This is a genomic window from Rapidithrix thailandica, from assembly GCF_039710355.1.
Taxonomy (GTDB): Bacteria; Bacteroidota; Bacteroidia; order Cytophagales; family Flammeovirgaceae; genus Rapidithrix; species Rapidithrix thailandica.
The window spans coordinates 19,070-43,579 of the sequence record NZ_JBDKWZ010000017.1; the positions used below are offsets into that span (position 1 = coordinate 19,070).

Annotated in this window: 14 protein-coding genes; 4 read left to right on the forward strand and 10 right to left on the reverse strand. The window is 39.9% G+C overall.

Going from position 1 to position 24,510, the window contains the following annotated elements:
• Positions 1 to 202: 202 nt before the first annotated feature.
• Together AAG747_RS23030 and AAG747_RS23035 are read left to right on the forward strand one after the other, a co-directional pair.
• Positions 203 to 1,099, forward strand: coding sequence for an aldo/keto reductase (locus AAG747_RS23030; RefSeq protein WP_346823597.1), 897 nt, complete (start codon positions 203 to 205; stop codon positions 1,097 to 1,099).
• Positions 1,100 to 1,345: 246 nt separating this feature from the next.
• Entirely contained in the window at positions 1,346 to 3,178 is a 1,833-nt protein-coding gene (locus tag AAG747_RS23035; RefSeq protein ID WP_346823598.1) for a DUF885 domain-containing protein, read from the forward strand.
• A 79-nt stretch (positions 3,179 to 3,257) separates the two neighbouring features.
• On the opposite strand, the gene arsC is transcribed toward AAG747_RS23035, so the two are convergent.
• The 7 genes from arsC to AAG747_RS23070 form a co-directional block, all read right to left on the reverse strand.
• Positions 3,258 to 3,596, reverse strand: a complete 339-nt coding sequence (arsC, locus tag AAG747_RS23040; protein WP_346823599.1) for an arsenate reductase (glutaredoxin) — start codon at positions 3,594 to 3,596, stop codon at positions 3,258 to 3,260.
• A 57-nt stretch (positions 3,597 to 3,653) separates the two neighbouring features.
• Positions 3,654 to 5,402, reverse strand: a complete 1,749-nt coding sequence (locus AAG747_RS23045; protein ID WP_346823600.1) for a tetratricopeptide repeat protein — start codon at positions 5,400 to 5,402, stop codon at positions 3,654 to 3,656.
• Between the two features lie 11 nt (positions 5,403 to 5,413).
• Positions 5,414 to 6,460, reverse strand: coding sequence for a PorP/SprF family type IX secretion system membrane protein (locus tag AAG747_RS23050; protein WP_346823601.1), 1,047 nt, complete (start codon positions 6,458 to 6,460; stop codon positions 5,414 to 5,416).
• A gap of 145 nt (positions 6,461 to 6,605) precedes the next feature.
• The gene (locus tag AAG747_RS23055) at positions 6,606 to 7,790 is read right to left on the reverse strand and encodes a T9SS type B sorting domain-containing protein (RefSeq protein ID WP_346823602.1); all 1,185 of its coding nucleotides are present in this window, start codon (positions 7,788 to 7,790) and stop codon (positions 6,606 to 6,608) included.
• Between the two features lie 6 nt (positions 7,791 to 7,796).
• The gene (locus tag AAG747_RS23060; RefSeq protein WP_346823603.1) at positions 7,797 to 9,461 is read right to left on the reverse strand and encodes a tail fiber domain-containing protein; all 1,665 of its coding nucleotides are present in this window, start codon (positions 9,459 to 9,461) and stop codon (positions 7,797 to 7,799) included.
• A gap of 300 nt (positions 9,462 to 9,761) precedes the next feature.
• Positions 9,762 to 11,810, reverse strand: a complete 2,049-nt coding sequence (locus AAG747_RS23065) for a sensor histidine kinase (protein WP_346823604.1) — start codon at positions 11,808 to 11,810, stop codon at positions 9,762 to 9,764.
• Between the two features lie 208 nt (positions 11,811 to 12,018).
• Positions 12,019 to 14,151: an adenylate/guanylate cyclase domain-containing protein gene (locus AAG747_RS23070; protein ID WP_346823605.1), complete on the reverse strand. Its 2,133-nt coding sequence runs from the start codon at positions 14,149 to 14,151 to the stop codon at positions 12,019 to 12,021.
• A 517-nt stretch (positions 14,152 to 14,668) separates the two neighbouring features.
• Here AAG747_RS23070 and lacZ point away from each other — a divergent pair.
• Positions 14,669 to 17,842 carry a beta-galactosidase, LacZ type gene (lacZ, locus tag AAG747_RS23075; RefSeq protein WP_346823606.1) on the forward strand — a complete coding sequence of 1,058 codons (3,174 nt, stop codon included), beginning with the start codon at positions 14,669 to 14,671 and terminating at the stop codon, positions 17,840 to 17,842.
• Between the two features lie 187 nt (positions 17,843 to 18,029).
• Here lacZ and AAG747_RS23080 read toward each other — a convergent pair whose 3' ends face one another.
• The gene (locus tag AAG747_RS23080; RefSeq protein WP_346823607.1) at positions 18,030 to 19,373 is read right to left on the reverse strand and encodes a Gfo/Idh/MocA family protein; all 1,344 of its coding nucleotides are present in this window, start codon (positions 19,371 to 19,373) and stop codon (positions 18,030 to 18,032) included.
• Positions 19,374 to 19,691: 318 nt separating this feature from the next.
• On the opposite strand from AAG747_RS23080, the gene AAG747_RS23085 reads away from it, so the two are divergent.
• Positions 19,692 to 20,201, forward strand: a complete 510-nt coding sequence (locus tag AAG747_RS23085; protein WP_346823608.1) for an outer membrane beta-barrel protein — start codon at positions 19,692 to 19,694, stop codon at positions 20,199 to 20,201.
• 180 nt (positions 20,202 to 20,381) lie between these two features.
• Here AAG747_RS23085 and AAG747_RS23090 read toward each other — a convergent pair whose 3' ends face one another.
• Positions 20,382 to 21,968 carry a SulP family inorganic anion transporter gene (locus tag AAG747_RS23090; protein ID WP_346823609.1) on the reverse strand — a complete coding sequence of 529 codons (1,587 nt, stop codon included), beginning with the start codon at positions 21,966 to 21,968 and terminating at the stop codon, positions 20,382 to 20,384.
• 500 nt (positions 21,969 to 22,468) lie between these two features.
• Positions 22,469 to 24,439, reverse strand: a complete 1,971-nt coding sequence (locus tag AAG747_RS23095; RefSeq protein WP_346823610.1) for a retaining alpha-galactosidase — start codon at positions 24,437 to 24,439, stop codon at positions 22,469 to 22,471.
• Positions 24,440 to 24,510 lie beyond the last annotated feature (71 nt).

The window sequence follows — 24,510 nt, forward strand, 5'->3', positions numbered from 1 at the left end:
TATGTAAATTTTGCATTGTCATTATTTGTAGCCGCAAGTAACATATAATTTTTGGAAAATAAAATGAAGAGTAAGAAAATTTAATGAAGAACGATTAGCTCCTTTACTACTTTTCCTTAGGAAGTCAGTGTAGGTTCCGGAAAGTTTTATCCTTTTCAAAAGGATTTTTACCTTTACTTAAAATGAAATAAAGGAATCTGATATGAACTATAATACTTTAGGAAAATCCTCATTGGAAGTAAGCGAAGTCAGCTTTGGCTGTATGTCTTTGGGCGATGATCACCGGGAGAATATATTGCTTTTGCAAAAAGCGTTGGATCAAGGAATTAATTATTTCGATACGGCGGATATTTATCAGAAAGGGGAAAATGAAGTATCCTTAGGCAAAGCGTTTAAGGAAAAAAGAGAGCAAGTCATTATTGCTACCAAAGTAGGCAACCAACCCCGGCCTGATGGGCATGGTTGGGATTGGAACCCTTCCCGTGATTATATTTTAAAATCAGTGGAAGAGAGTCTGGAAAGGTTACAAACAGATTATATCGATCTTTATCAACTGCATGGGGGCACCCTGGAGGACCCGATAGATGAGACAATTGAGGCGTTCGAACGCTTGATCGAGCAAGGTAAAATCCGTTACTACGGCATTTCTTCGATTCGACCGAATGTTATCCGGGAGTATGCGGAACATTCCAATATAGTCAGTGTCATGATGCAGTATAGCTTGTTGGACAGGCGGCCGGAAGAAACCTGTTTACCTTTATTGGAACAAAAACAAATCAGTGTGGTGACCCGGGGAAGTTTGGCCAAAGGCTTATTGGTTGACAAAGAGCCGGCTCCTTATTTACATCATACTTCTTCTGATGTGCAAAAGGCAGCTGAAGCAGTACAAGCATTAACCGATGAAAAAAGAGGTGCTGCCCAAATAGCTTTGAAATTTGTATTACAACATCCTGCGGTTGCTTCTGCCGTAGTGGGCATCCGTACTTTGGAACAATTGGAAGATGCATTGAAAGTAACACAGTCGGAAGGGCTGTCACAACAAGAACTGCAACAGTTACAAGAGGCCATCAAGCCTAGTCTCTATGAACTGTACCGTTAGTTAAGTTTGCGAGAATTAGCATATTATACAGAATTAGTTGGATTTAGTATTTACAGGTAGTAAATAGCAAATTATACATAATGATCGTATATTGAGCTGAACTTGAATTTTTGAATAACATATTGCGATATGAATTGATGAATTTGTATTCTACTTAAAAGCGTATGTACCTTCCTGCTTAATCCATATTTTTAATGTCAGGGAGATAGCACCGTATTAACCATTTCTAACTACAAAAAATAAACAATGGGAAAAACCAAACTATTTTATGCTTTACTCATGAGTGGGCTCACCGTGGGAGCTTGTACCACTACTTCGTCAGAAAAGGAGAAAGCATATACGAAAGAAGATATTGCTGCAGAATCGAAGAAAGCCAATGATTTCTTTGAGAAAAGTTTTAATGAAAAAGTAGACAGAAGTCCTACTTTTCAAACGTATTTAGGTATTAAAAAAGATTATGACAAATGGGATGCCTTGACTGAAGAAAAGGAACAAGAAGAGCTGGAAATTACTAAGAAAGAGCTGACCTACTTAACGGATTCTATTCATTTCGAAGGGCTTGATGCCCAAACTCAATTGAGTTATAAACTATTTAAGTTGAATGCCGAAAAGGAAATTGAAGGGTTTAAATACCGGCATCATTCCTATCCGGTCAATCAAATGTTTGGGTGGCATTCGCAAGTGCCTTCTTTGTTGATCAATATGCATCAAATTACCAATGCTAGTGATGCTGAGGCCTATATTACCCGGCTGCAAGGTGTATCGACTTTGTTTGATCAACTTATTGAAAGCCTTAGAATCAGAGAAGAAAAAGGGATCGTTCCTCCTAAGTTTGTATTCCCAATGGTGATTGATGATTCCAAGAACATCTTGAGAGGAGAGCCTTTTGAACAGGGGGAAGCCAGTACACTTTGGGCTGATTTTTCCAGAAAAATGGAACAGTTGGATATGGATAAAGGAGAAAAAGGCAAGTTGATGGATGCGTGTAAGGAGGCTTTGGTGAATGATTTGAAGCCTGCGTATGAAAAGCTAATTGCCTTTTTGGAAGAGCAAGAAACCCGTGCAACTACCGAAGACGGGGCTTGGAAATTTCCGGAAGGAGAAAGTTTTTACAATTTTGCTTTGGGTAAAACCACTACCACCAATCTTACAGCCGAAGAGATTCATCAGACCGGTTTGAAAGAGGTGGAGAGGATTCATGGTGAAATGCGCGAAATTATGAACAAAGTAGGCTTTGAAGGAGATTTACAGGCCTTTTTTGCCTTTATGAAAGAAGATGAGCAGTTTTACTATCCTAATACCGATGCCGGGAAGCAGGAGTATCTGGATAGTGCCAAAACAATTATTGATAAAATGGAGGCACGGCTTGACGAGTTATTCTTGACCCGCCCGAAGGCAAGAATGGTGGTCAAAAGAGTGGAGGCTTTCAGAGAAAAATCTGCCGGTAAAGCTTTTTATCAAGCCCCTGCACCGGATGGTTCCAGACCCGGAACTTATTATGCTAATTTGTATAACACGAAGAATATGCCCAAATATGAAATGGAAGCCTTGGCCTTTCATGAAGGCATTCCCGGGCACCATATGGATCGTACCATTTCGCAAGAGCTTACCGGAATTCCCAAATTCAGAAAGTATGGCGGATATACAGCTTATGTAGAAGGATGGGGCCTGTACTGTGAGTTTATTCCTAAAGAGATGGGTTTCTATCAAAACCCTTATTCGGATTTTGGCCGGTTAGCGATGGAGTTGTGGAGAGCTTGCCGTTTAGTAGTGGATACGGGTATCCACACAAAAAGATGGACCAGAGAACAAGGAATTGAATATTATATGACAAACACTCCTGGTAGTGAGCGGGAATGTGTACGAATGGTGGAAAGACATATTGTGATGCCCTCTCAAGCTACAGCCTACAAAATTGGCATGTTGAAAATCTTGGAATTGAGAAAATCGGCTCAGGATCAATTGGGTGATAAATTCGATATTCGGGAGTTTCACGATGTGGTACTAACCAGTGGTGCCGTGCCTTTGAATGTATTGGAAGATTTGGTAAATGATTGGGTAGCTTCTAAAAAAGCGTAATTGAAATTACACTGAAAACAAATAAAAAACCACTCTGTTTGATTTTTTTTACAGGGTGGTTTTTTTGATAAAAAAATTATTACAAAAGTTCAGAGACTTTTTCCGGAGGTCTGGCTACTACGGCTTTTTGTTCCGTAATGACGATAGGCCGTTCGATAAGACGTGGAGTATTTACCAATATTTCAATCCACTCTTCATCGGTAAATTCTTTTCCTTTATAGTGTTCTTTGAATTCCGCTTCCCCTTTCCGGATGATTTCCTGAGGAGAGAGATTTAGTTTTTTCAAAACTTGTGTTAGCTCTTCTTTGGTAGGTGGAGTTTTCAGGTATTCGACTACTTCGAGCTCAATACCTTTTTCTTGCAAAATATTTAAAGCTTGCCGGCTTTTGGAGCAACGAGGGTTATGATATATCTTCATTGTAGTTTGTGCTTTTTGCAAAGAAACTAAATATGCAGAAGCTGTCAAAATTGGCGGTTAATAAGAGAATAAAGTCAGACTGACTCTGAATGCCAAAATCCGGTCGAATCGAAACTTATCCGTATTGTCAAGGCTGTTATAAAACTGAGCATCGATGGGATGCAGGTTTAATTTTTTTTGAGGAGATTTTAATTTGGTCATAATATTATGAGCAATCCGGTCAATGCTTTTCCGGGCAAAGAGAGGCAAGTTATTATAAAACAGTTCGTCTTCCTTTCGAATATCATCTAATTCTCTACTGGAATACAGTGAAATGGACGTTTCAATTTTGTTAAGAAGGTTCTTTTTTTGTTGTTCATCAATTCTTTGATAATACACCTCATCGTTGGCAATATAAGGTAGCTTTACACCATAGATACGGGCCGCCGTTGCGTATGATATTAACCGGTGGTGGTAATCATCGGAAAATACCAATAAGTCATCCTGAGGTTTTTTCGCAACTTCTTCCTGTATTTGATTGATAATTTTGAAAGAATAGATATCAAACTTTCCCAGACTACCCGGTCTATTGGAGGTGACAAATCCTAACTGATCGCCTTCAATGTAAAAGCAATCGTCATAAGAAGAATTAAAAGGGGGACCTAAATTTTCAATGTTCTTTTGGAGTACATTGTATTGATAGATATCATAGCCCCCAATACCTTTATGACCGTTAGAGGCAATAAACAAATCTCCATTTGTAGAAACAAACGGGGAGATTTCATTAAACCTTGTATTGACGGTATTCCCCAGGTTGGTAGGTTCACCCCATTGACCTTTTTCATTTTTTGTGCTGAACCAAATATCAAAACCTCCATACCCCCCTGGACGATCAGAACTAAAATATAATGTATCAGCTGTAGCATTAAGTGAAGGGTGTTTTGAACTGGTTTTTGGAAGATTAATCCACCGGTTCAATGCCAAGGGGGTTGTCCATTTGCCATTGATAAAACTGCTTTTGTATATTTCACAGCCTCCGCCGTCTTGTCTGCAACTTGTTAAGTAGAATTCATTATAAATGGCGTCATAAAACCCGGCACCTTCCTCGTACTCACTGTTCAAAGCATTTAACATATCATGTTGATGAGATATTTGCCAATGTGAAGTGTCAATGGCTTGTACAAGGTGGAATTCGCTGAAGTGATCACCGTATTTATTTATTGTTTGACTCTCATTATTTGAAAACCTTCCGGAGCTAATAAAAAAAATAGAATCCCCCTGATATAAAGTCACTGAATAATCATTAAACTCGGAGTTGATAGTTTCCGGTAGTCTTTGGAATTCGTGCATTGTTGTTTCGTTAGCCAAAAGCTTTTTGACCCAACCGGCATTAGATACTTTTAATTTGGCTTGCTCCAGGTATGATTGAAAGTGGATACTGTCTTGCTTTAGTAGTTGTGCCTTATAGCTTATGAATTTTTCAAAATAAAATACAGCCCGGTCAATGTTTCCGAGTTGTTCACTCATTAAGCCTGTATAGTAATAATTCAAATGATTTATAGGATTAAGAGAGGTTGCTTTTTTATAGTGTTCGAATGCCTGGTGGTATTGAAACAATACTCTGTAACATTCCCCTGATTTAAAATAGGCTTGAGCATTTAGGGAATCTAATTCTAGCACTCTTTGGTAAACCAGTAGAGATTTTTGATAATCCTCATCTGAAAAATACTGATCTGCTTGTTTAAAATAAGATTTGAAATGTTGAGCTTTTGCACTCAAGCTTATCATATACAAAGCAAATGAAAAGAGAAGAACGATCTTTTTCATAAAGATGTCAACTATAAAAATGGGGTTGAAAATTTAATGGGTTTGCCTTTCCTTAGTTTATAAGACAATGAAAATTCGAAGGTGTTGCCGTTGGAATAATATTTTAATGAGGAAATGTTTGCGTCATAAGAAACACCGAAGGTAAAGTTGTCCCATTGTAGTCCTGCCGAAATAATATATGCGTCTTTGATCCGGTGCCATGCCCCTAGGGAAAGCAATATTCCGGGGGAATCCATATTTAGCACTTCGTCTCTTAACTGAACACTCGCGTAACAACCTAAATCCAATTGAGAAAGCCGGTCCTGATATTGCAATAAGAAATTCGGACTAAGGATCAGTTGATAATCCGCTATGGAGAAGTTGATTCCTCCATGGTGCTTCCATTTAATGGGCATCCTTACAGGAGTACCCTCTTCAAAAAGCGATTCGTTAGGGCGGTTAAGGTTCGAGAGTGCTATTCCCAAATAAGCACTAAATTCAGTTTTGTAATCATCAGGATTGCTATCATATAGCCAAAATAGTCCTGTATGAAACAATGGAATAGTCGTTTTAGCTTGAATAAAATTAATGGAGGGAGCTATGCTTTGATCAAAACCTATGGAAGGGACATATTGTGAGCCCCAATTAAAATCATCAATTTTATATTGTCTTTGTAATATTCCTCCTTGCATACCGAATGCCAGTTGGTGAGTGGCTGTTTTGTTTAACAACAATTTACTCGAAGTCGAAATTAAAACAGCGGTTGAGGTAAATTTACTTGTAGAGCCTGTAGATTGGTTTAACAAACTTAATCCGATACTTCCCAGATGATTTTTAAAAGTAGTTTTCTTATTGTAAAGAGGAAGAATAACGTTGGCTTGAGTACTTTGGGTGGTAGTATGAAAATCCCGTTGGTCATTTCTGTAATTTACACCCAAATAAAGGTCTTTTTCTAAACCTGCTAAGGCGGGATTTAAATAAACAGAAGATGCATAAAACTGAGAAAAATTGACATCCTGAGCATTTGCATTACAAAAACATGATACCACTACAAGAAAAAAAGAAACTACTGTTTTCAAAATACCTCCAGGTTAAGGGTGATTGTATGCAAGTTGTGAAGAAAAAGAAATATTTTCTTGAGGGAAAATCATCAATTTTTTGATACTTCCCACTACCTGGTCTAGGCATTTGTACCTAAAGGTGGTTATGTAATATTTTTGCCACTCAACGAATGACTGTGACCTTGCCCGCTTTTGAAAATTTATCTCCGTATACCGTGCCTTGAATCACATAATGATAGACTCCCGGACTCAAGTATTTTCCGCTATGAATATTGATACCGTCCCAACCTTCTTCATTCATCTGGTGAAACGAATTTGAGTAGAACACAATGATTCCTCTATGGTCAAATACTTTAAAATGAAAATCATCCGGAATTAACCTGTTTACAAATACCTTTACTACTTGGTCTTCCGGATGTGGAGCCAAGGGGGAGAGAGCATTGGGAATGAATAGGGTTATATCTGTAGATGGAATGCCCAATGTAAAGAATGATTCATCGGATATTCTTATTTGAGAAGTGATCAATGCAGACGTTAAATCTCCTTCATGGCTGCCTCCTAAATTTCGAAAGCCTATTGTTTCGTCCAAACCCGCTACCACCAGATCTTGTATTTGCTTGGGTAGTAGGCTTTCATCCGGTTGATAGTTTAAGGTTAAAGTGGCTGAATCGAGGTTTCCCCCAATGATGAATTTCTCCCAATAGTATTGCGTTGATATTTTTTTTAATTCTTTAGATTCATTCGTAAACGAATTCGGTTGGTGAATTTCAAAACCCAATACAGGGTTATTTCCTAAAATGTTGCTTAGATATACAGGCGAGTACATTCCGTTGATTCCTATTGGATAGAACTTATCCGTAGTCCCTTCATGAAAAAGTATGCCTTCCACATATGATTCCTCATCACCACCTTCGATGATGATGGCATCGGATAGAATCAACCTAGCACCCGTGTCCGGTCGAACAATTCCTTTTAAGAGCTTCAAAGAGTTGTTGACAAAGACTTGTCCCCGGAAGTATTTGTGACCTACACCGTTAACCTCTATTTCATGTATTGTATCTTTTTTAAAATCAATACTTTGATCAGTATCGCCATGAATGACGATTGAGCCTGATTGAGCATTGAAAATTCCTTGGTTAATGAAATTATTATTGACGTATATTTTGCCCGAGTTGTGGAGGGTTCCCTCATTTAAAACATTGCCTTTGGCGCTTAAAACGGCATCGGGGCCAATTGTAATTTCAGCACGATTTACAAAGTCATTTTCTTGAGAGAAGCATTTATACGAAAAAAGTGAACCAATAAAGGTCAGTATAAAAATTATAGAAAAAACTGAATTCGAATTCATGAAGATTTATTTTTTTGCCTGGGAGCCTGTCATCCCTATGTAAGCCTTTATTTTTTCCAGTTCATTTTTCAATTGGGTATTTTCTTCTTGTAATTGGCGAATGGTTTCATTGGTTACTTTTTCCATTTGATCATTTTGTGCCTTAAGCGATTCGATGATGACCGGAATCAACCCTATATAATTTACCGTTTTAAATCCGTTGGAATGTGTTTGTACAAATTCAGGAAAGACCTTTTCAACTTCTTGAGCAATAAGGCCTGTTTGCATTGTTGGGTCTTGTAAGCTGGATTGTATTCCATCTTTCCAATGGTAATGAACCCCATTCAAAAGGAGTAATTTGTTTAATGCATTTTGAATAGGGTGAATATCTTTTTTGAGCCGGAAGTCGGAAGACATAGACAAGTTTCCACAATAGATGGTATTGCCTACATAAAAGTTGTCATTAATATACCCGTCTCCATTAACGGCTAAGATTAAATTAGAAGGGTTTACTGGTGGGGTCGCAATATTTACTCCGGTAGCATCAAGTTTGGCAGAATTCCCGTTGTGATTGAAATTGGCAGGCCAGGTAGCGTAGCCAATGGCTATTCGGTTGGCATTGAATTTATCAAACTGACCTAAATTAAAAAGGGTATCTAGTTTAACCTTGGTTAAGGTAGCTCCTGAAGCAGAGTACACCGGCAAAAAGTCCTCTCCCGTAGGAGAAATATTTTCCGAAAGCCCGTTAATATCTACAAACAGGCTGTTATCAGAATCGAAAGCCAAACCGGCATTGCTTTTAATGATATTGTGATGAAGCATTGCATTTTCAACGGCATTGTTGGATAAAGAAAGTTCTCCCAGGCCGTTTAAGCTTGCATCTCCGGTGATTGATACTGTGTTTAAGGTGCCTCCATTGGAGATTAAGATTGCACCATTAGAACCTCCTGAATAATTCAGGTCGAGTAGTTTTGCTGTGGTTAATAGCGGTATATCACTGGCAATGAGTGAGCCTCCAGCTACAACTCTTCCTTTCGCATTCACAGTTACTTTGGTATAGGAGTTTGGGGAAATACCTGTGTCGGTGAGTTCTAGCTCAGGAAAAGTTCCGGTCAAGTCGCCTGTAGCTGTGGTAGAGGTAGTGATTGCGGAATTTAATTTAGCTCTTTCTGCATCCGTCATGATTTTTCCACTTCCTATATCCGTGATATCGATGATTTTACTACTGGTTAATACAGGAATGTCAGCAGCCGATAAGCCACTGCCTGCTAAGGCTCTTCCTTTTGCATCAAGGGTCAACTTGGTATAAGTGCCTGGGGTAATACCCGTAAGTTTTAATTCCGGGTTAGGTAAATTGCCTGTGAGGTCCCCGTCAACAGGTATGTTTAATTCTTGGTTAATGATTTCCAACCATTGTCCGTCATGCCAGTAATAAAACTTCCCTTCATCAGTATCAAACACTAACATGCCGTTTTCCAGAGAAGTAAAACTGGTAGAAACTTTTTGACTTGTAGTCAGTCTTGGCACTAATAGCCCCTGGCTTCCGGAGGGTGAAACTAATTCCAATACGGCATTTTCATTAGGGGAAGTTGTATTGATCCCAACCGAGCTTTGACCAAAGACATTTACATGGCCAATGGCTGTAAAAAGAAAGAAAAGTATATAGGGGACTTTGTATGTATGAACCATCATTGTTTATAATTAAAAAATCATTTGGTTAACCTCGATGCTTTATTAGAGTAACGTTCAAAAATCCTTTTTACATGAATGCTCCCTATAAATATTAGAGTTGTCTAAAAGCAACTTTTCAACGGTTTGTTTTGTCTTCTTTAAATAATTATATCAGGATTTTATATCTTTATACTCAAGGGTTTATGTCTATTTCTTATAAAAGAGAATATTGTTTCTGACTAAAAAGGTATACGTCAAAAACAAAAAAAGCCACCCTACTTGTTTGTAGGATAGCCGAAAATATTTGAAAAATTCAATTCTCTATTTGGATAAACTATGTTCAACTTTTTTGGGTAATGAAATAATGAATTCGGTTCCTTTACGCTTTTCACTTTTTACTTCTATGCTACCGTGCATCTGGTCAATAAGCATTTTTACAATAGATAAGCCCAGGCCTGTTGAGCTTTCTCCCCCGGTAGGTCGAGTGCTTAATTTTTGAAATTTTTTGAACAATAATTTCTGCTCATCTTTACCGATGCCTTCCCCTTGGTCTTTTACGGAAATGACGAGATATTCTTTTTTCTCCCAGATGTATAATTGAATTAATTTGTTTTTAGGAGAGTACTTTACCGCATTTGAAAACACATTATCAACAATCCGTGTGAGCTGATTAGGGTCTGTATATATTTTTAAATTAGGGTTTTGTAGACTTAGGTTTAATGAGAGTTCCTTGCGTTTCAAGTCATTGTCATACCCTTTCACCAAGGTGTTAATAAAGTCAGCGACTACAATTTCCCTTATTTTAATATCCTCAAAGCCTTGCTCTAACCTGTTCCAGTCCAATATATTTTTCACAATGTATTTTCCTTCCTTGACTACATTGTTGATCATACTGGTATATTGCGACTGTTCTTCATTGAGGTTGCCGACTAACGGCATCAATTGCATCAAGCCTTCCACTTTTGCCAAAGGAGCTTTCAAATCGTGAGCAACAACTCCCATCAAGCTGTTTTTTTCCTCGATCAACTCTTCCAGTTTTTCATTGTTCGCTTTTATTTCAACATTTTTCTGGTGTACTTCTTCTATAGTGGAAGCCAATTGTTTATTCAAATATTCTACTTGTTCTTTTTGCTTTCGAATCTTATTTGCTAAGCGGTAGTAAACAATAACAATGACTAATAACAAGAGAATGATCAGTGTTGCCAATTTCATTGTTTGATAGAACTTCTTTCTATCTTCCATATTCTGTTGTAATAGCTCTTGGTTTTTTGCCTCGGCCCTGTCCAGTCGTTCTTGTGTAACGGTATTGATAGAATCCTTTGCAGAAATCAGGAGTTTTAAATTTTCGATTAATTGGTTGGTTTGAACTACCGACTCATTGAACGCATTTTCATTTTCTTTGATTAATTTTTCTACCGAACTGAGATACACAGAAAGGTATTCCTTATTCTCAGGGCTGAGCTCCTGTTCTTTTTCAATTTTATTGGTCACGCGCTCCAGTTCTTTTTTGAGGGTAGAGTTTGTGCTTAAGTATTGGTCCCGGGCATTTTTAAGCTCTGAAGCAATCTCTTGAAAATCCAGGCTGTCCAATTGTGTTTGAACAAGTAATGGAGTCTCTTTGGTCAGTAGTTTTAATGTAATCCGGTTATATGTGTGGTCCAGGGTCAATATATTGTATTCTGAAGAGGAAAACTGGTCAATCTTATCAAAGAATAGGGCTTTAAATGTGCCTTTGTTATCTGTTATATAACGTTTCCGGTTTAACTCCAACTGTATGCCGGGTAAAGGCTTATTTTGATTGTCAGTGACTTGTACGGTAATTAACTTTCGCTCCTGTGCAGCTTTGTTTACTGAGTTACTCAATCGAAAGGTTAAAGCTTTTCCTTCATTGCCGATTTCTATATTTTCTTTTGCTATTTGTTGGTTTTTAATCTTGAAAATAAAAGAATCTTTATGAAGGGGAATATTTTGTGGAACATTCAAAGAAAATTTTCCAAAACGATCGGTTTCGCTGGAAAATTTTATAGAGTTTGTTCCCACAATCACCACGGTTTCAAACCGGATTGGGGCGTCTTTTTTGTCATAAGCTTCACCCTGGATGACATATCCGGAGGTCCAGGTTTGAATAAGTAAATGCTTTGTTGAAGTGTCCAAAGTCCAGTCCATAACCGCATAGCCTTTCCGGTCGATGGTAATTTGACGGATAGAGTCTGCAGTATTGGGCAGTTGAAATGTGAATTTACCAGTTTTATCACTTTGTACTGTGATGTTCTGTTCTAAGGTAATTTGAGAGTGTACGGGTAAATTAAAATTATCAATAATTTCTCCCGTGTATTCAACTTGCGATTGTCCGGCTCCTTTCATAGGCATGCACAAAAGAATACCAATAGTTAGTAGAAGGACCTTATTGGACTTTCGTAGGATATTTGTGAATATGTTAATTTTGCTCGTCATTATTAAAAAAAAAATTAGGCCATACTGGTAAAAGAAAAAGGGTTATTTAGGATTTAACGGCTAATAGATGAGTTAGAGTTTTCACTTTTACATTGTCGAGTTGTTTGTGTTTAGTCGTTTGAAATTATTTAAGCTTTAAGGCCTTTTCTACAAAAAACATGTCGACAAGGCCTTTATTTTTTGCCTCGATTTTTCCTCGATAGGTACATTGAAAAAAGTCCTGGATGTACTGATACGTTTCTCCTGAAATGTTCACTTTTCCAGTTTCACTTGATGATTCCATCCTGCTGGCTACATTCACCGTATCTCCCCATATATCGTATACGAACTTTTTCTTGCCGACTACCCCTGCTATCAGAGGGCCTGTATGGATGCCGATTCTGACTTCAAAACTTAGGCCATCAGGCAAATTCTTTTCTTTTTCTTTATTTTTCATAAATTGTTGTATTTCCAGACCGGCAAGTACCGCATCAATGGGGTTGCTCGGGTTCTGATCCGGAAGCCCTCCGGCACACATATAAGCATCTCCGATGGTTTTAATTTTTTCCAAATGGTGCTTTTCGATAATCTCATCAAAGGCAAAAAAGTATTCGTTCAATTCGGCAATTACTTCTTCCGGCCTGAGCTTCTCCGCGATTTTAGTAAAGCCTCTTATGTCAGCAAACATCACTGTGGCTTGTTCATAAAATTTCGGAGTGGCTTTCCCTTTTTCTTTTAACTCAACGGCAGTGGTTTTGGGCAGAATGTTCAAAAGCAAATCATCAGATTTTTTCTTTTCCAATTCCAGTACCTTATTCTGATATTCGATTTGCTCTTTTTGCTGATGAATTTCCTGACTTTTACTTTGAATTTCTTTTAATTTATACGACAGTTCAATAGTGGCCTCTTCCAGTTTGTTGTTTGCGTGTTGCAATTGATTTTTTTGTCGTTTGATTTTTTTGGCTGACCTGAAATACACCAAAGCCAGTAAGGATATCAAACCTGAAAAAGAAAGGGCCAACATCAAGCGGTTTCGAAACTCCCGTTCAGCAGCTTCTTTTTCTTTTTGTAAGGCGATATTTTTAGCCGTCATTTCATTCAACCTCTTGTTGGCCAACAGGTTTAATGAATCCTTTTCCAATATGATGGCCTTTAACTGAGAGATCAGGTCATTGGTTCTGTTCTTTGATTTTTCAAAAGCCTTTTCATTGTTTTTGGCCATCCCCTCTAACGACCATAAATACTCTTTTAAATATGCCCTCCGGGTATCTGTAATCGTATCTTCTTGAACCAACTTATCTTTCACCCTTTGAATCTCCTCACTCAAACGTTCGTTTTTCTCTATCAACAGATCCTTGATTGTGGTCATCTCCGCAGCAATCTGCTCAAAATCCTTCCGGTCTTCGGCCATCAGGTGTTGCAACGTATCTCCGTAAAGAAGCAAATTGCCATGCAACTTGCGGGAAACCTTTAACAGTACCTCAGAGTCTTTCCGCTCAACTTGTTCTAATGCAAAGCCCGAAACAATAAATTTCTGGTCGTTTTGATAGAGTTTGCCCGGCAAAGAAAACTGTCCTTTATAATCTGTTAAATACACATTGCGGTTATACACTACCGCAATATCAGGGACCTGTTCCTCGCGTTCATTAAACACTTTTACGGTGACCTGAGTCAATAACTCCGGTTGTTTATTGGAAACCAATACTTTGCTATCATGAGTATTGGTCGCAGCGCGTTGAAAAGTGATTTTTACAAAACCGTAATCAGGCCGGAAACGCAAATCTTGTAAGGCTATTCTGCGGTCATCCACATAAAAGGAATGCTCTTCCGTTACCTTGGTGTTTGGGGGAATACTTACTGTAAATTTCCCATGTTGGTCTGTAGTTGTATGAAATGTCGAGGAATGTCCTGTGATCGTAACAGGGAAATAGGTTACCGGGCTATCTTGGCGATCTGTAACTTCTCCTCTCAACAAATATCCGGAAGACCAAAGGATGATTTCTAAAAAAGCTTGCTCTTGGCTATAATTATAATTCATCAGTTTATAGCCTTCTATTTCTACTCGTACCTTGGATTCTTTTTTTCGAAACGTATAGTCATTCACTAGTTTAAACAAACCATTGTCATCACTTACTGATTGTACCCCATCTATATGGATATGTACATTTTTGACCGGTAAACCAAATTGGTCAATTACCTGCCCTGTAAGAGATTGCCCAAGAGCAACATTAGCGAATATTACCCCAAATAATAGGAGAATAAAGGATTTGGTTTGCAATTTTTTCTCTTTGGTTTAATCAAAAAAGTTAATGCCTGATAGTCAGGTGTATTTTTTTTGTAAAAAATGAGAAAGGTAATTGAGCAACGAATAAAATTGGAGGTTCTTATTGAGTAAATAATTATGCTCAAGGAACATACCAATTTGAGTAAGAAAAAATAATGTTGGGAAAGAAGGCTCAACGAACTTATTTAAAGTTCGTTGAGGGGCTACTCTTTTGGTGATAAAAAAATCTCAGTTTAGAGTTCTTAGAAGATCATTTCGGTGGTCCGACACTTCGGTGGTCCGACACTTCGGTGGATCAAAATGTCTGGTCACTCAAAATCCTGCGCTGAGGCTCTTGAAATGGGAGTTGTTGATCTAAAGAATGAGTTTTAACTATGTTCTTATACGAGGAGGGGCAGACAAAAAACAGTTCAAAAAAACAAGGCTTTATGTAACAAGTCCTCTCCGTTTCAATATCTTAGCATTTATTGAAAAATACATACACAATTTACTACTACAAACTCATTACAAAATGAAAACAAACGCAAGTTTACACTTACTATTATTCATGCTATTATGCTTTTCGCATATGCTAAATGCTCAAGAACAACCTGATTGGGAAAATCCTAAAATCTTTAGGGTAGGTACTGAAAAGCCTCATGCTACAGCCATTCCTTTTCCGGAAGTACAAACACTATTCTCAAGTAAAAGAGAGCACTCTCCTTATTACAAATCTTTGAATGGCACCTGGAAGTTCAACTGGGTGCGCAAGCCGGCAGACCGGCCCAAGGACTTTTATAAAGAAGGATATGATGTGTCCGGTTGGGACAATATTCCTGTGCCTTCAAATTGGGAAATGCAGGGATATGGCATCCCGATTTATGTAAATGTCCAATATCCTTTTCCGAAAAATCCTCCGTATATCCCTCATGAATACAACCCGGTGGGGTCATATAAGCGGACGTTCACGGTCCCTAAAGGTTGGGAAGGTCGTGAAATTTTTCTACACTTTGGTGCCGTGAAATCAGCAGCTTACTTTTGGGTGAACGGACAGAAACTCGGGTACAGTCAAGGGGCAAAAACGCCAACGGAATTTAACATTACTCCTTATTTGAAAGAGGGGGAGAACACCTTGTCCGTGGAAATTTATCGATGGTCGGATGGCTCTTATCTCGAAGATCAGGATTTCTGGCGTTTAAGCGGTATTGAACGGGATGTGTATTTATGGTCTGCTCCAAAAGTTCATATTCGCGACTTTTTTGTAAAAGCCAATCTGGTAGACAATTATTCAAATGGCCAACTTAATGTAGAAGTAGAGTTGAATAATTATCATCAGAAAAAGAAAATTAAAAATTACCGGTGTACACTGCAACTGTACGACCCGCAACAAAAATTGGTAGGGGAGAGTAGTCAGTCTTTTTCTCTCAAGAAAAACGCTAATACACAGTTATCTTTCTCACTGGCAATTGATAACCCAAAGAAGTGGTCGGCCGAAACGCCTCATTTATACCAAACCGTACTGATTGTAAAAAATGATGAGGGTGGTATTGAAGAAGTTATCGGGTGTAAATCAGGTTTCCGTTCGGTAGAACTCAAAGGTGGACAGATGTTGGTCAACGGAAAGCCTATTTTGCTCAAAGGGACCAACCGCCACGAACACGATGAGTTTAGAGGGCATGTAGTGTCTGAGGAAAGTATGATTGAGGACATTCGCTTGATGAAGCAATTTAACATCAATGCCGTGCGGACCAGCCATTACCCTAATGACCCGCGCTTTTATGAACTCTGTGATGAATATGGCTTGTATGTATACGATGAGGCAAATATAGAGTCGCATGGTATGGGCTATGGAGAAGAAAGTATAGCCAAATTTCCGCTCTGGAAAGAAGCCCATCTCGACCGTGTTTACAACATGTTGGAACGGGACAAAAACCACCCTTCGATCATCGTTTGGTCAATGGGAAATGAAGCCGGTAACGGTGTAAACTTCGAAGCTTGTTATGATTGGATGAAGGAGAGGGATAATACCCGTCTGGTACACTATGAGCGCGCCATTTACGACCGTAATACGGACATTATCGGTTTGATGTACTCCGGAATTGATTACATTGAAAAATATGCCCAAAAAGAACAGGACCGTCCTTTTATCTTGTGTGAATATGCGCATGCGATGGGTAATAGTACCGGAAATTTACAAGAGTATTGGGACGTGATTGAGAAGTACAAGCACTTACAAGGCGGTTTCATTTGGGATTGGGTGGATCAAGGAATTGCGCAATATACACCAAGTGGTGAAAAGTACTGGGCCTTTGGTGGAGACTTCGGGCCAAAAGATGTTCCTAGTGATCAGAATTTTTGTATGAATGGTCTGGTATTTCCCGATCGCAGTATTCACCCTGGAATTTGGGAAGTGAAAAAAGTGTATCAGTATGTGAAAATCAAAGCGGTAGACTTGGCAAACGGAAAAGTGGAAATCAGCAATGCTTATGATTTTATATCTTTGAAAGGGTATGATATTCACTGGTCTGTGAAAGCCGATGGGAAAGTGATTCGTTCGGGTGTACTTGAATCTCCTTCGGTGCAACCGGGACAAAGCAAAACATTTGATATTGCTTATGGTGCTATTCAGCCGCAATCAGGCGTGGAATACTTTTTACATTTCAGTGTAAAACAAAAGGAAGAAGCTCCTTTGGTTCCTGCCGGATTTGAAGTGGCTTCCGAACAATTAAAATTACCTTTCGAAAAGAAAGTAACTCCGGTTCAAATCGCTTCTTTGCCTACATTGACCTTGGAAGATGCCGGTGAACAAAGTATTATTCGTGGCGAAGAGTTTACCATCGTAGTGGACAAAGCTAAAGGTCAATTGGTTTCTTATAAATACCAAGGCACCGAACTGATCAATGCGGCTCCTGCTCCTAACTTCTGGAGAGCTCCAACGGACAATGACTTTGGTAATAACCTGCATAAACGCGCAAATATGTGGAGAACTGCCGGGAAAAATCGAGATTTATCTAACTGCACAGTAGAGCAAATCAGTCCTCAACAGGTTACGGTATCAACAGCATTCGAATTACCGGAGGTGAAATCAACCATAACTGTACGATATACGGTGTTTGGCAATGGAGAAGTTGAAATCTATAACGATTTGAAAATCGGAAAAGAGGACTTACCCGAACTACCAAGGGTAGGGAATTTAATGCGTTTGCCTTTGTCTTTTGAAAAGATGGAGTGGTTTGGCCGTGGACCATTTGAAAACTATTGGGATCGTAAAACTGCTGCTTTTGTAGATCACTATCAAAGTACGGTATCTGAGCAATACGTTCCTTATTCCAGCCCTCAGGAAAACGGAGGGAAAGAAGATATTCGTTGGGTGGCATTTGAAAATCCCGAAGGCATCGGCATCCTGTTTACAGGAGCTCCTTCTTTTAGTGTCACTGCCATGCATTATACCCCGGAAGACCTTACGCAAGAATCCAGAGGAGTGAAGCATACGTATGATCTGAAAAAGAGAAACTTTATTTCCTTAGCCATTGATTATAAACAAATGGGTGTTGGAGGAGATGACTCATGGGGAGCCCGCACCCATAAAGAATATACCTTGCCTGCCCAAGATTATTCTTATTCGTACCGGATGCGTCCGTATTCCAGAGGAATGGAACCTATGCAACTATCCAAAACGGTATACCCTTCAGGAGATAACCAGTAATTGATTTCTATGTATATAAAATAGAAAGAGGCTGTTCCGGAGATTTTCCGGAACAGCCTCTTATTTATTTCAGTTCAGTTGAAAAACGAACTGAGAAAGTATAGAAATTGACTTCTTTTCTCAATCCTTGAACTCTTCTATTCTTCAATCCTTCTATCCTTCAACTTTCCAATCCCTCTACCTTAGATTAATACCTGGGTTCCCAACCTTTTTCATAGGTTCTGCCCCACATTTGCATGGCTTCTCCGTCTCCTAAAATTTTTCCGGTGTTCGGATCAATCAGAAGGTTACGGCCAACCTTTTGTGAAATATTTCCTAAGTGGCAGAGCAAGTTACTCTTATACCCTTCATCAATAGGGGAGTTTTGCTGTTTGCCCTCCCGGATGGCATCCAAGAAATTACTCATATGTTTTACATCCAGACTTCCTCTGCCGACCGTGTCTGTGGTGGCACTGGCATCATTTTCCGTAATTTCTTTAAGTTTATTGCCATCCAAATCCCAGGCAATATAAATATTACGGTCGAGTAGGATGGTCCCTTTAGTTCCATGAATAGTAGCACCTCTGCCCCGGTTGTGATATTTAGACGGGTTACAACTTTTACCTTCCCATGTAATCATTTTTCCTCCCTCAAATTCAAAGTTGGCGACTTGGGTATCGTAAAATTCCCAGTCATCGTCAAAGTGGTACCTTCCTCCGTTGGAAGTTACCTTAGTCGGATATTTTACGCCCAAGGCCCAACGGCAAATATCGATTTCGTGGGTACCGTTGTTATTGATTTCGCCGGTGCCCCAATGCCAGAACCAGTGCCAGTTGTAATGCACCCAGATATCTTGGAAATCCCTGCGTGGAGCCGGGCCTTGCCATAAGTCCCAGTTGAGCCATTCGGGGGTAGCTACTTTTTTACCTGTACCAATGGTTCCCCTTTTGTTAGAATACCAGGCTTTGCCAAAATACACCTCACCGATCAAGCCCTCCTGAATATCCAGCATGGCTTGGATGGAAGTAGGAGCAGAGCGCTGTTGGTTGCCCATTTGCACCACTTTTCCATGCTTTTTTTGCGCTTCTACCAGCCATTCTCCTTCCTGTGGGTTGTGGCAACAAGGTTTCTCTACATATACGTGTTTACCTGCTGCAACTCCTGCAATGGCCATCGGAGCGTGTAAGTGGTCCGGCGTAGCGATGGCAATGGCATCTACATCTTTAATTTCTAACAGTTTGCGGAAATCCTCTTCGGTTTTAGGTTTTTTGCCAGTCCTTTCGGAAAAGAGTTGAATGCCCTTTTCCATCGCCCGTGTATCCACGTCACATAAATAACCGAGGGAAGTGTTTTTAGAGTCGGCAATCGCGTGTGTCAAAGCCTGTCCCCGGCCATTGATCCCGATGACAGCAAAATTAACCCGGTCATTGGCTCCTAAAATATTGGCATATGATTTCGCTGAAAACGAAAACGCCAATCCCATGCCTCCAATGGCCGATTTTTTCAAGAAATCTCTTCGCGCGTTAGTCGTACTTTTCTTTAATTTTTTCATTTTTAATTGACTAGATTATTGAATATGATCCTTCAAAGGTTAATGTTACTACAGTGCTCACTAAAAAACAAACGATTGTCAAAATAAACTTCCCAGTATATAGTTGTTGGCCTGTCAATATCTTACATTATGTTTTTTCTTCCTAAAATTTGGGATAAATGCTTATAAGTGTCTGATTATTATGACTTATACGTTTTGTTTGTCGCCTTGTAAAAAGCTTAAATGAAATTTTGCAATAGTGATTTTGTGTGAAATTTTTATAACCAATTAAAAACTTACGCGTATCAGAGATTAAAACTAAACTAAAACAAAAAACGCATGAAAAAATTAATCACAACTTTTGTTCTGGGGTCTTTATTTGCCATCTCAACAGCTTTTGCACAACAAGGTGTCATCAATGTAGGGGGTGGACTGGTTTACGGTTCGGAAATCGAAAACTTGGGCCTTGGAGTGAATGGACAGTACTTTTTTACGGATAATATAGCGGGGCAGGCAGAAATCAATTTCTTCTTCCCGAAAGAACAAGGCGCTATCAAAAGCTCACTATGGGACATAAGCTTGAATGCCAATTATGTGTTTGATACGGACATTGCTGTCAAACCTTATCTGTTAGGCGGATTAAATATAGCTTCGGCAAAAGTGAAAGCAGAATCCATTTATGGGGATTTCACGAGTACCGATACAAAAGTTGGTTTAAACATTGGGGGAGGAGCCGATTTTGACATTGGAAAGGCCGTGACTCCTAATGCACAGCTCCGTTATGTGATCGGTGATTATGATCAATTGGTCCTTTTATTAGGAGTGAAATTAAATATCGGAAGATTATAAACCCATAGGAAATATAAGAACAAAGCCCTGGCAATCTTTGACTGCCAGGGCTTTGTTGTTCCTTTAATTCAAATCGAAAGAAAGGCTTCGGTCCTTTACCTCCCTAATCCTTCATCCCTCAATCCTCCATTCTTTCCTTCCTCCAACCCCTCATCCCTTCAACCCTTCATTCCTTCAAAATTAAGTAGGGTCTTGCATCACAAAGTAGCGAGGGTCATCGGCTTCTTCAATGATTTTTACATTGACAAGTTGATTGGCTTTCTCCAATAAATTCCGACAATCTTGACTCAGGTGTTTAAACTCTACCTTTTTCCCGACTTTGGCATAGCGTTCACTCAAGGTATTGAGCGCTTCAATGCCGGAGTGGTCCGCTACTCTGGATTCCAGGAAGTCAACGATAACATGATCAGGGTCGTTTTGCGGATCAAATTTGGTTTGGAATAAAGTAGTGGATCCAAAGAATAGAGGTCCCCATACTTCGTAATGTTTGATGCCTTGTTTGTCAACCTTCTTTCTGACACGGATTCGTTTGGCATTTTCCCAGGCAAAGGCCAATGCGGAAACAATTACACCGGCAAATACTGCAATGGCCAAATCAAAGATAACCGTTAAGGCAGAAACCAACACAATGACTAAAGCATCGGTTAAAGGTACCTTATTTAAGGTTTTGAAAGAAGACCAGGCAAAGGTGCTGATGACCACGACAAACATCACCCCTGTGAGGGCTGCAATAGGGATCATTTCGATTAATGAAGAACCTACTAAGATAAATACCAAGAGGAATAAAGCGGCTGAGATGCCGGAAGTACGTCCTTTCCCTCCCGAATTGACATTGATCATACTTTGTCCGATCATGGCACATCCACCCATACCACCAAAGAAACCCGTGATGATATTAGCCGTTCCTTGGGCCACACATTCTTGATTACTGTTGCCACGGGTTTCGGTTAACTCATCAATTAGCGACAAGGTCATTAATGATTCGATCAAACCGATGGCCGCCAGGATGGCTGCATAAGGAAAGATAATTTTTAAATTTTCCCAAGTAAGATCCACCATCGGGATATGAAAATCAGGGAAACCACCTCCTACGGAAGCTTTGTCTCCTACGGTAACGGTATTAAGGTTAAACCCGATGACAACCAATGTAACGAATACAATGGCGACAAGCGAGGACGGAACAGCTTTGGTGAGCTTGGGAAACAAATAGATGATGGCCATCGTCAAGCACATAAGCCCTATCATGATTAGTAAGTCTTCACTCACCATGATGTGAGAAGTCCAAAGTGAATAGAAGGATAGGTCTAATTGGAATAGGACTTCTGCATTTGGTATTTTAAAAGAATCCAGTTGTGCTACAAAAATTACAATGGCCAAACCGTTCACAAACCCAAGCATTACCGGATGAGGAATGAGACGGACGAATTTTCCCAAGCGCAACAAGCCGGCACCAATCTGCAAGATTCCCATTAGCACGACCGTAGCAAACAAATATTCTACACCATGATCAGCCACCAAAGATACCATTACGACAGCCAATGCCCCGGTGGCTCCGGAAATCATACCGGGTCTGCCTCCAATCAAAGCAGTAACCAAACCTACAATAAATGCTGCATACAAGCCGACCAGGGGCTCTACATCCGCCACAAAAGCAAAGGCCACCGCTTCCGGTACCAGTGCCAATGCAACCGTCAGGCCAGACAGTAGGTCATCTTTGAGGTTTGCAGGTTTTCGAACTTCAATGTTGAAAAACTTCGGTTCTTTCATAGTTTGTATTAATTCTCAATAAGTAAGTAATTGTTCACCTTTCAGTCTACCTGTTACCCGTAAACAGTTATATAGCGTTGGGTAGCGATAGCCATTATAAAAAAAACAGGTAGCCGTTCGCCACTACGAACGGCTACCTGTTTCATATTTACCAATGATCTTGTCAATGTTAGTGTTGATTCCGGAGCACGATTTTCCGGTGCTTTCCAATCCCTTCAAATTGTCTTTTCTTTTGTGATCGCATGTTTGCGAAGGCATCCAAAGCCATTCAAACATGCTCTTAGTCAATCAAATGAATCTGCAAAAGTAACAGGATTTTAGAAAAAAACTACTAGAGGTAATAGATATCATTAAGGGTAGGGAGGGATTTTGAAAAGCTGGTAATGAATCAAACTACAAACTTCCCAAAGTTTAATTCCCTCCCTTTTAACTTACATTTCTCTATGCCTCAGCTCTTCAACCCTTCCCTCATTCCTTCAACCCTTCATTCCTTCAACCCTTCAATCTTTTCTAAGCCTGGCTACCCAACCTCCCCCAGGAGCAAGGTGAATGTTTAATTTGGAATTTTTAGTAACCGTTTTACGGGTTTTCTTATAATCTTGTGCATTGCGGTCAGCATTGATTCCATCCTGATAGATATCCATTTGGTAAGTTTCCCCCTCCGGCAAAAAGGAAAAATCCACTTCCAAATCCCGGGCAGTCCAATTGGTCATGGCTCCCATATACCATTCTTCCCCATGTTGGCGAGTGATTAATACGTAATTACCCACTTTGGCATCCAAGACTTTGGTGGCATCCCATACCACCGGTACTGCTGAGAGAAACTCCATACATTCCGGTTCTTTACGGTAGTGTGTAGGGTTGTCAGCCAACATTTGCAAAGGGCTTTCGAAGACGACATACATGGCGAGCTGATGACAACGGGTGCCTTGGCTCATCGGTTTGTTAAACACGGGTTTAAAGTTCTGCTTGGTAGCATTGAGCATGGCCCCGGGGGTATAGTCCACCGGGCCGGCTACCATCCGGGTAAACGGAATGACCAGGGCATTTTGAGGGTCTGCCGTTTCTCCCCACTTACTTTGTTCCAAACCTTTTACTCCTTCACGGGTAATTACATTCGGATATGCCCTCCGGATTCCCGTAGGTTTATACGATCCGTGAAAATTGACCAACAGTTTCCGTTTGGCGGCTTCCTTGGCTACTCTATGGTAGTAGTTGACAATTTTCTGATCGTCACGTTGCATAAAGTCTACTTTGATACCTTTCACACCCCACTTTTCAAACTGGTTTAAGGCCTCTTCCAGTTGATCGTCCAGCGTTTTCCAAACAACCCAAAGGATAATAGCTACATTTTTTTCTTTGCCATAGGCAATCAATTCCTCCATATCAATTTCAGGAACCACACTCATTAAGTCACCTAACTTGTACCAACCCTCATCCAGGATAATGTACTCCAAGCCATAGTCTGAGGCAAAGTCGATAAAATATTTGTACGTTTCCGTATTGACCCCGGCCCGGAAATCCACTCCCGAGATGTTATTGGCATTCCACCAGTCCCAGGCTACTTTTCCGGTTTTGATCCAAGAAGTATCCTCGAGTTGAAGGGGTTTGGCCAGCTGATACACCAGTTGGCTTTCAATCAGGTCTCCGTCCTCTTCCGCGATGATCAGTACACGCCAAGGAAAACTGCGCTCACCTTGTGTTTTTGCCATGTAGTCAGCGCGTTGTTCCACTTTTACATCCCGGTCATTGGTTTGTTTTTCCTCTAAAGCTACCTTCGGGAAAATGCCTTGAAATCCGTGTGAGGCATTGTCATTGTTTTTTAAAAACATACCGGGATAATCTTCCAGATCAGCTTCCGTAATCAATACTTTAGGACCGTTGTCGATTTCGACTAAAGCGGGAATGGAGCAAAATCGCTTTCCGTTAACTTCACTCATAGGCAAATGCAGATAGGTACGTTCCATATGTGTCATCATATCCGTTTCTTCAGGAAAGTACATGGAGTGATCTGCATTGAAGTTAAATTCCACTTGTTCATTGGTTACTGTGAGGGCTTCTTTCCGCGAAGTGGTGAAACGGTATGCAACACCGTCATCATATGCCCGGAATACCAGTGTATAATCTCCCCGGAATTGTAAGGTCATTTCTTCGAAGCGGTCGCTGATGGTGGCGCTTTTTTGGCGGATGACAGGCGCCAAGCTCCGGTTGACAGATTGTCTTTTTACTTTTCTTACTTTCGGGTGGGTGCCCAATACTTCCCCCCCTTCCAAAGCCATGGAAATGCCCGAGGGCGAAAGCAAGAGCTCTCCGTTAAAGTGCACCTGGTAACGGATGTCTTCCTCTACACTGATCTTTACTTCGATTTTTTGATCCGGTGATTGTAAAACATACTCCTTGCCCATACTTGGTAAGGTTGCAAGAAACATCAGGCAGGAAAGAAGCCCTGCCAGAACATTCATTTTTTTCATTGTTTAAATTACGAATAGTGAAACCATTTATCAATACCTCTTGGGTAATGATGATTATTTAAGTGAATCAC

Excerpts from the sequence above, each read along its gene's own strand:
- AAG747_RS23030 (WP_346823597.1), top strand. The coding sequence starts at position 203 with ATGAACTATAATACTTTAGGAAAATCCTCATTGGAAGTAAGCGAAGTC.
- AAG747_RS23035 (WP_346823598.1), top strand. The coding sequence starts at position 1,346 with ATGGGAAAAACCAAACTATTTTATGCTTTACTCATGAGTGGGCTCACC.
- arsC (WP_346823599.1), bottom strand. The coding sequence starts at position 3,596 with ATGAAGATATATCATAACCCTCGTTGCTCCAAAAGCCGGCAAGCTTTA.
- AAG747_RS23045 (WP_346823600.1), bottom strand. The coding sequence starts at position 5,402 with ATGAAAAAGATCGTTCTTCTCTTTTCATTTGCTTTGTATATGATAAGC.
- AAG747_RS23055 (WP_346823602.1), bottom strand. The coding sequence starts at position 7,790 with ATGAATTCGAATTCAGTTTTTTCTATAATTTTTATACTGACCTTTATT.
- AAG747_RS23060 (WP_346823603.1), bottom strand. The coding sequence starts at position 9,461 with ATGATGGTTCATACATACAAAGTCCCCTATATACTTTTCTTTCTTTTT.
- AAG747_RS23065 (WP_346823604.1), bottom strand. The coding sequence starts at position 11,810 with ATGCCTATGAAAGGAGCCGGACAATCGCAAGTTGAATACACGGGAGAA.
- lacZ (WP_346823606.1), top strand. The coding sequence starts at position 14,669 with ATGAAAACAAACGCAAGTTTACACTTACTATTATTCATGCTATTATGC.
- AAG747_RS23080 (WP_346823607.1), bottom strand. The coding sequence starts at position 19,373 with ATGAAAAAATTAAAGAAAAGTACGACTAACGCGCGAAGAGATTTCTTG.
- AAG747_RS23085 (WP_346823608.1), top strand. The coding sequence starts at position 19,692 with ATGAAAAAATTAATCACAACTTTTGTTCTGGGGTCTTTATTTGCCATC.
- AAG747_RS23090 (WP_346823609.1), bottom strand. The coding sequence starts at position 21,968 with ATGAAAGAACCGAAGTTTTTCAACATTGAAGTTCGAAAACCTGCAAAC.
- AAG747_RS23095 (WP_346823610.1), bottom strand. The coding sequence starts at position 24,439 with ATGAAAAAAATGAATGTTCTGGCAGGGCTTCTTTCCTGCCTGATGTTT.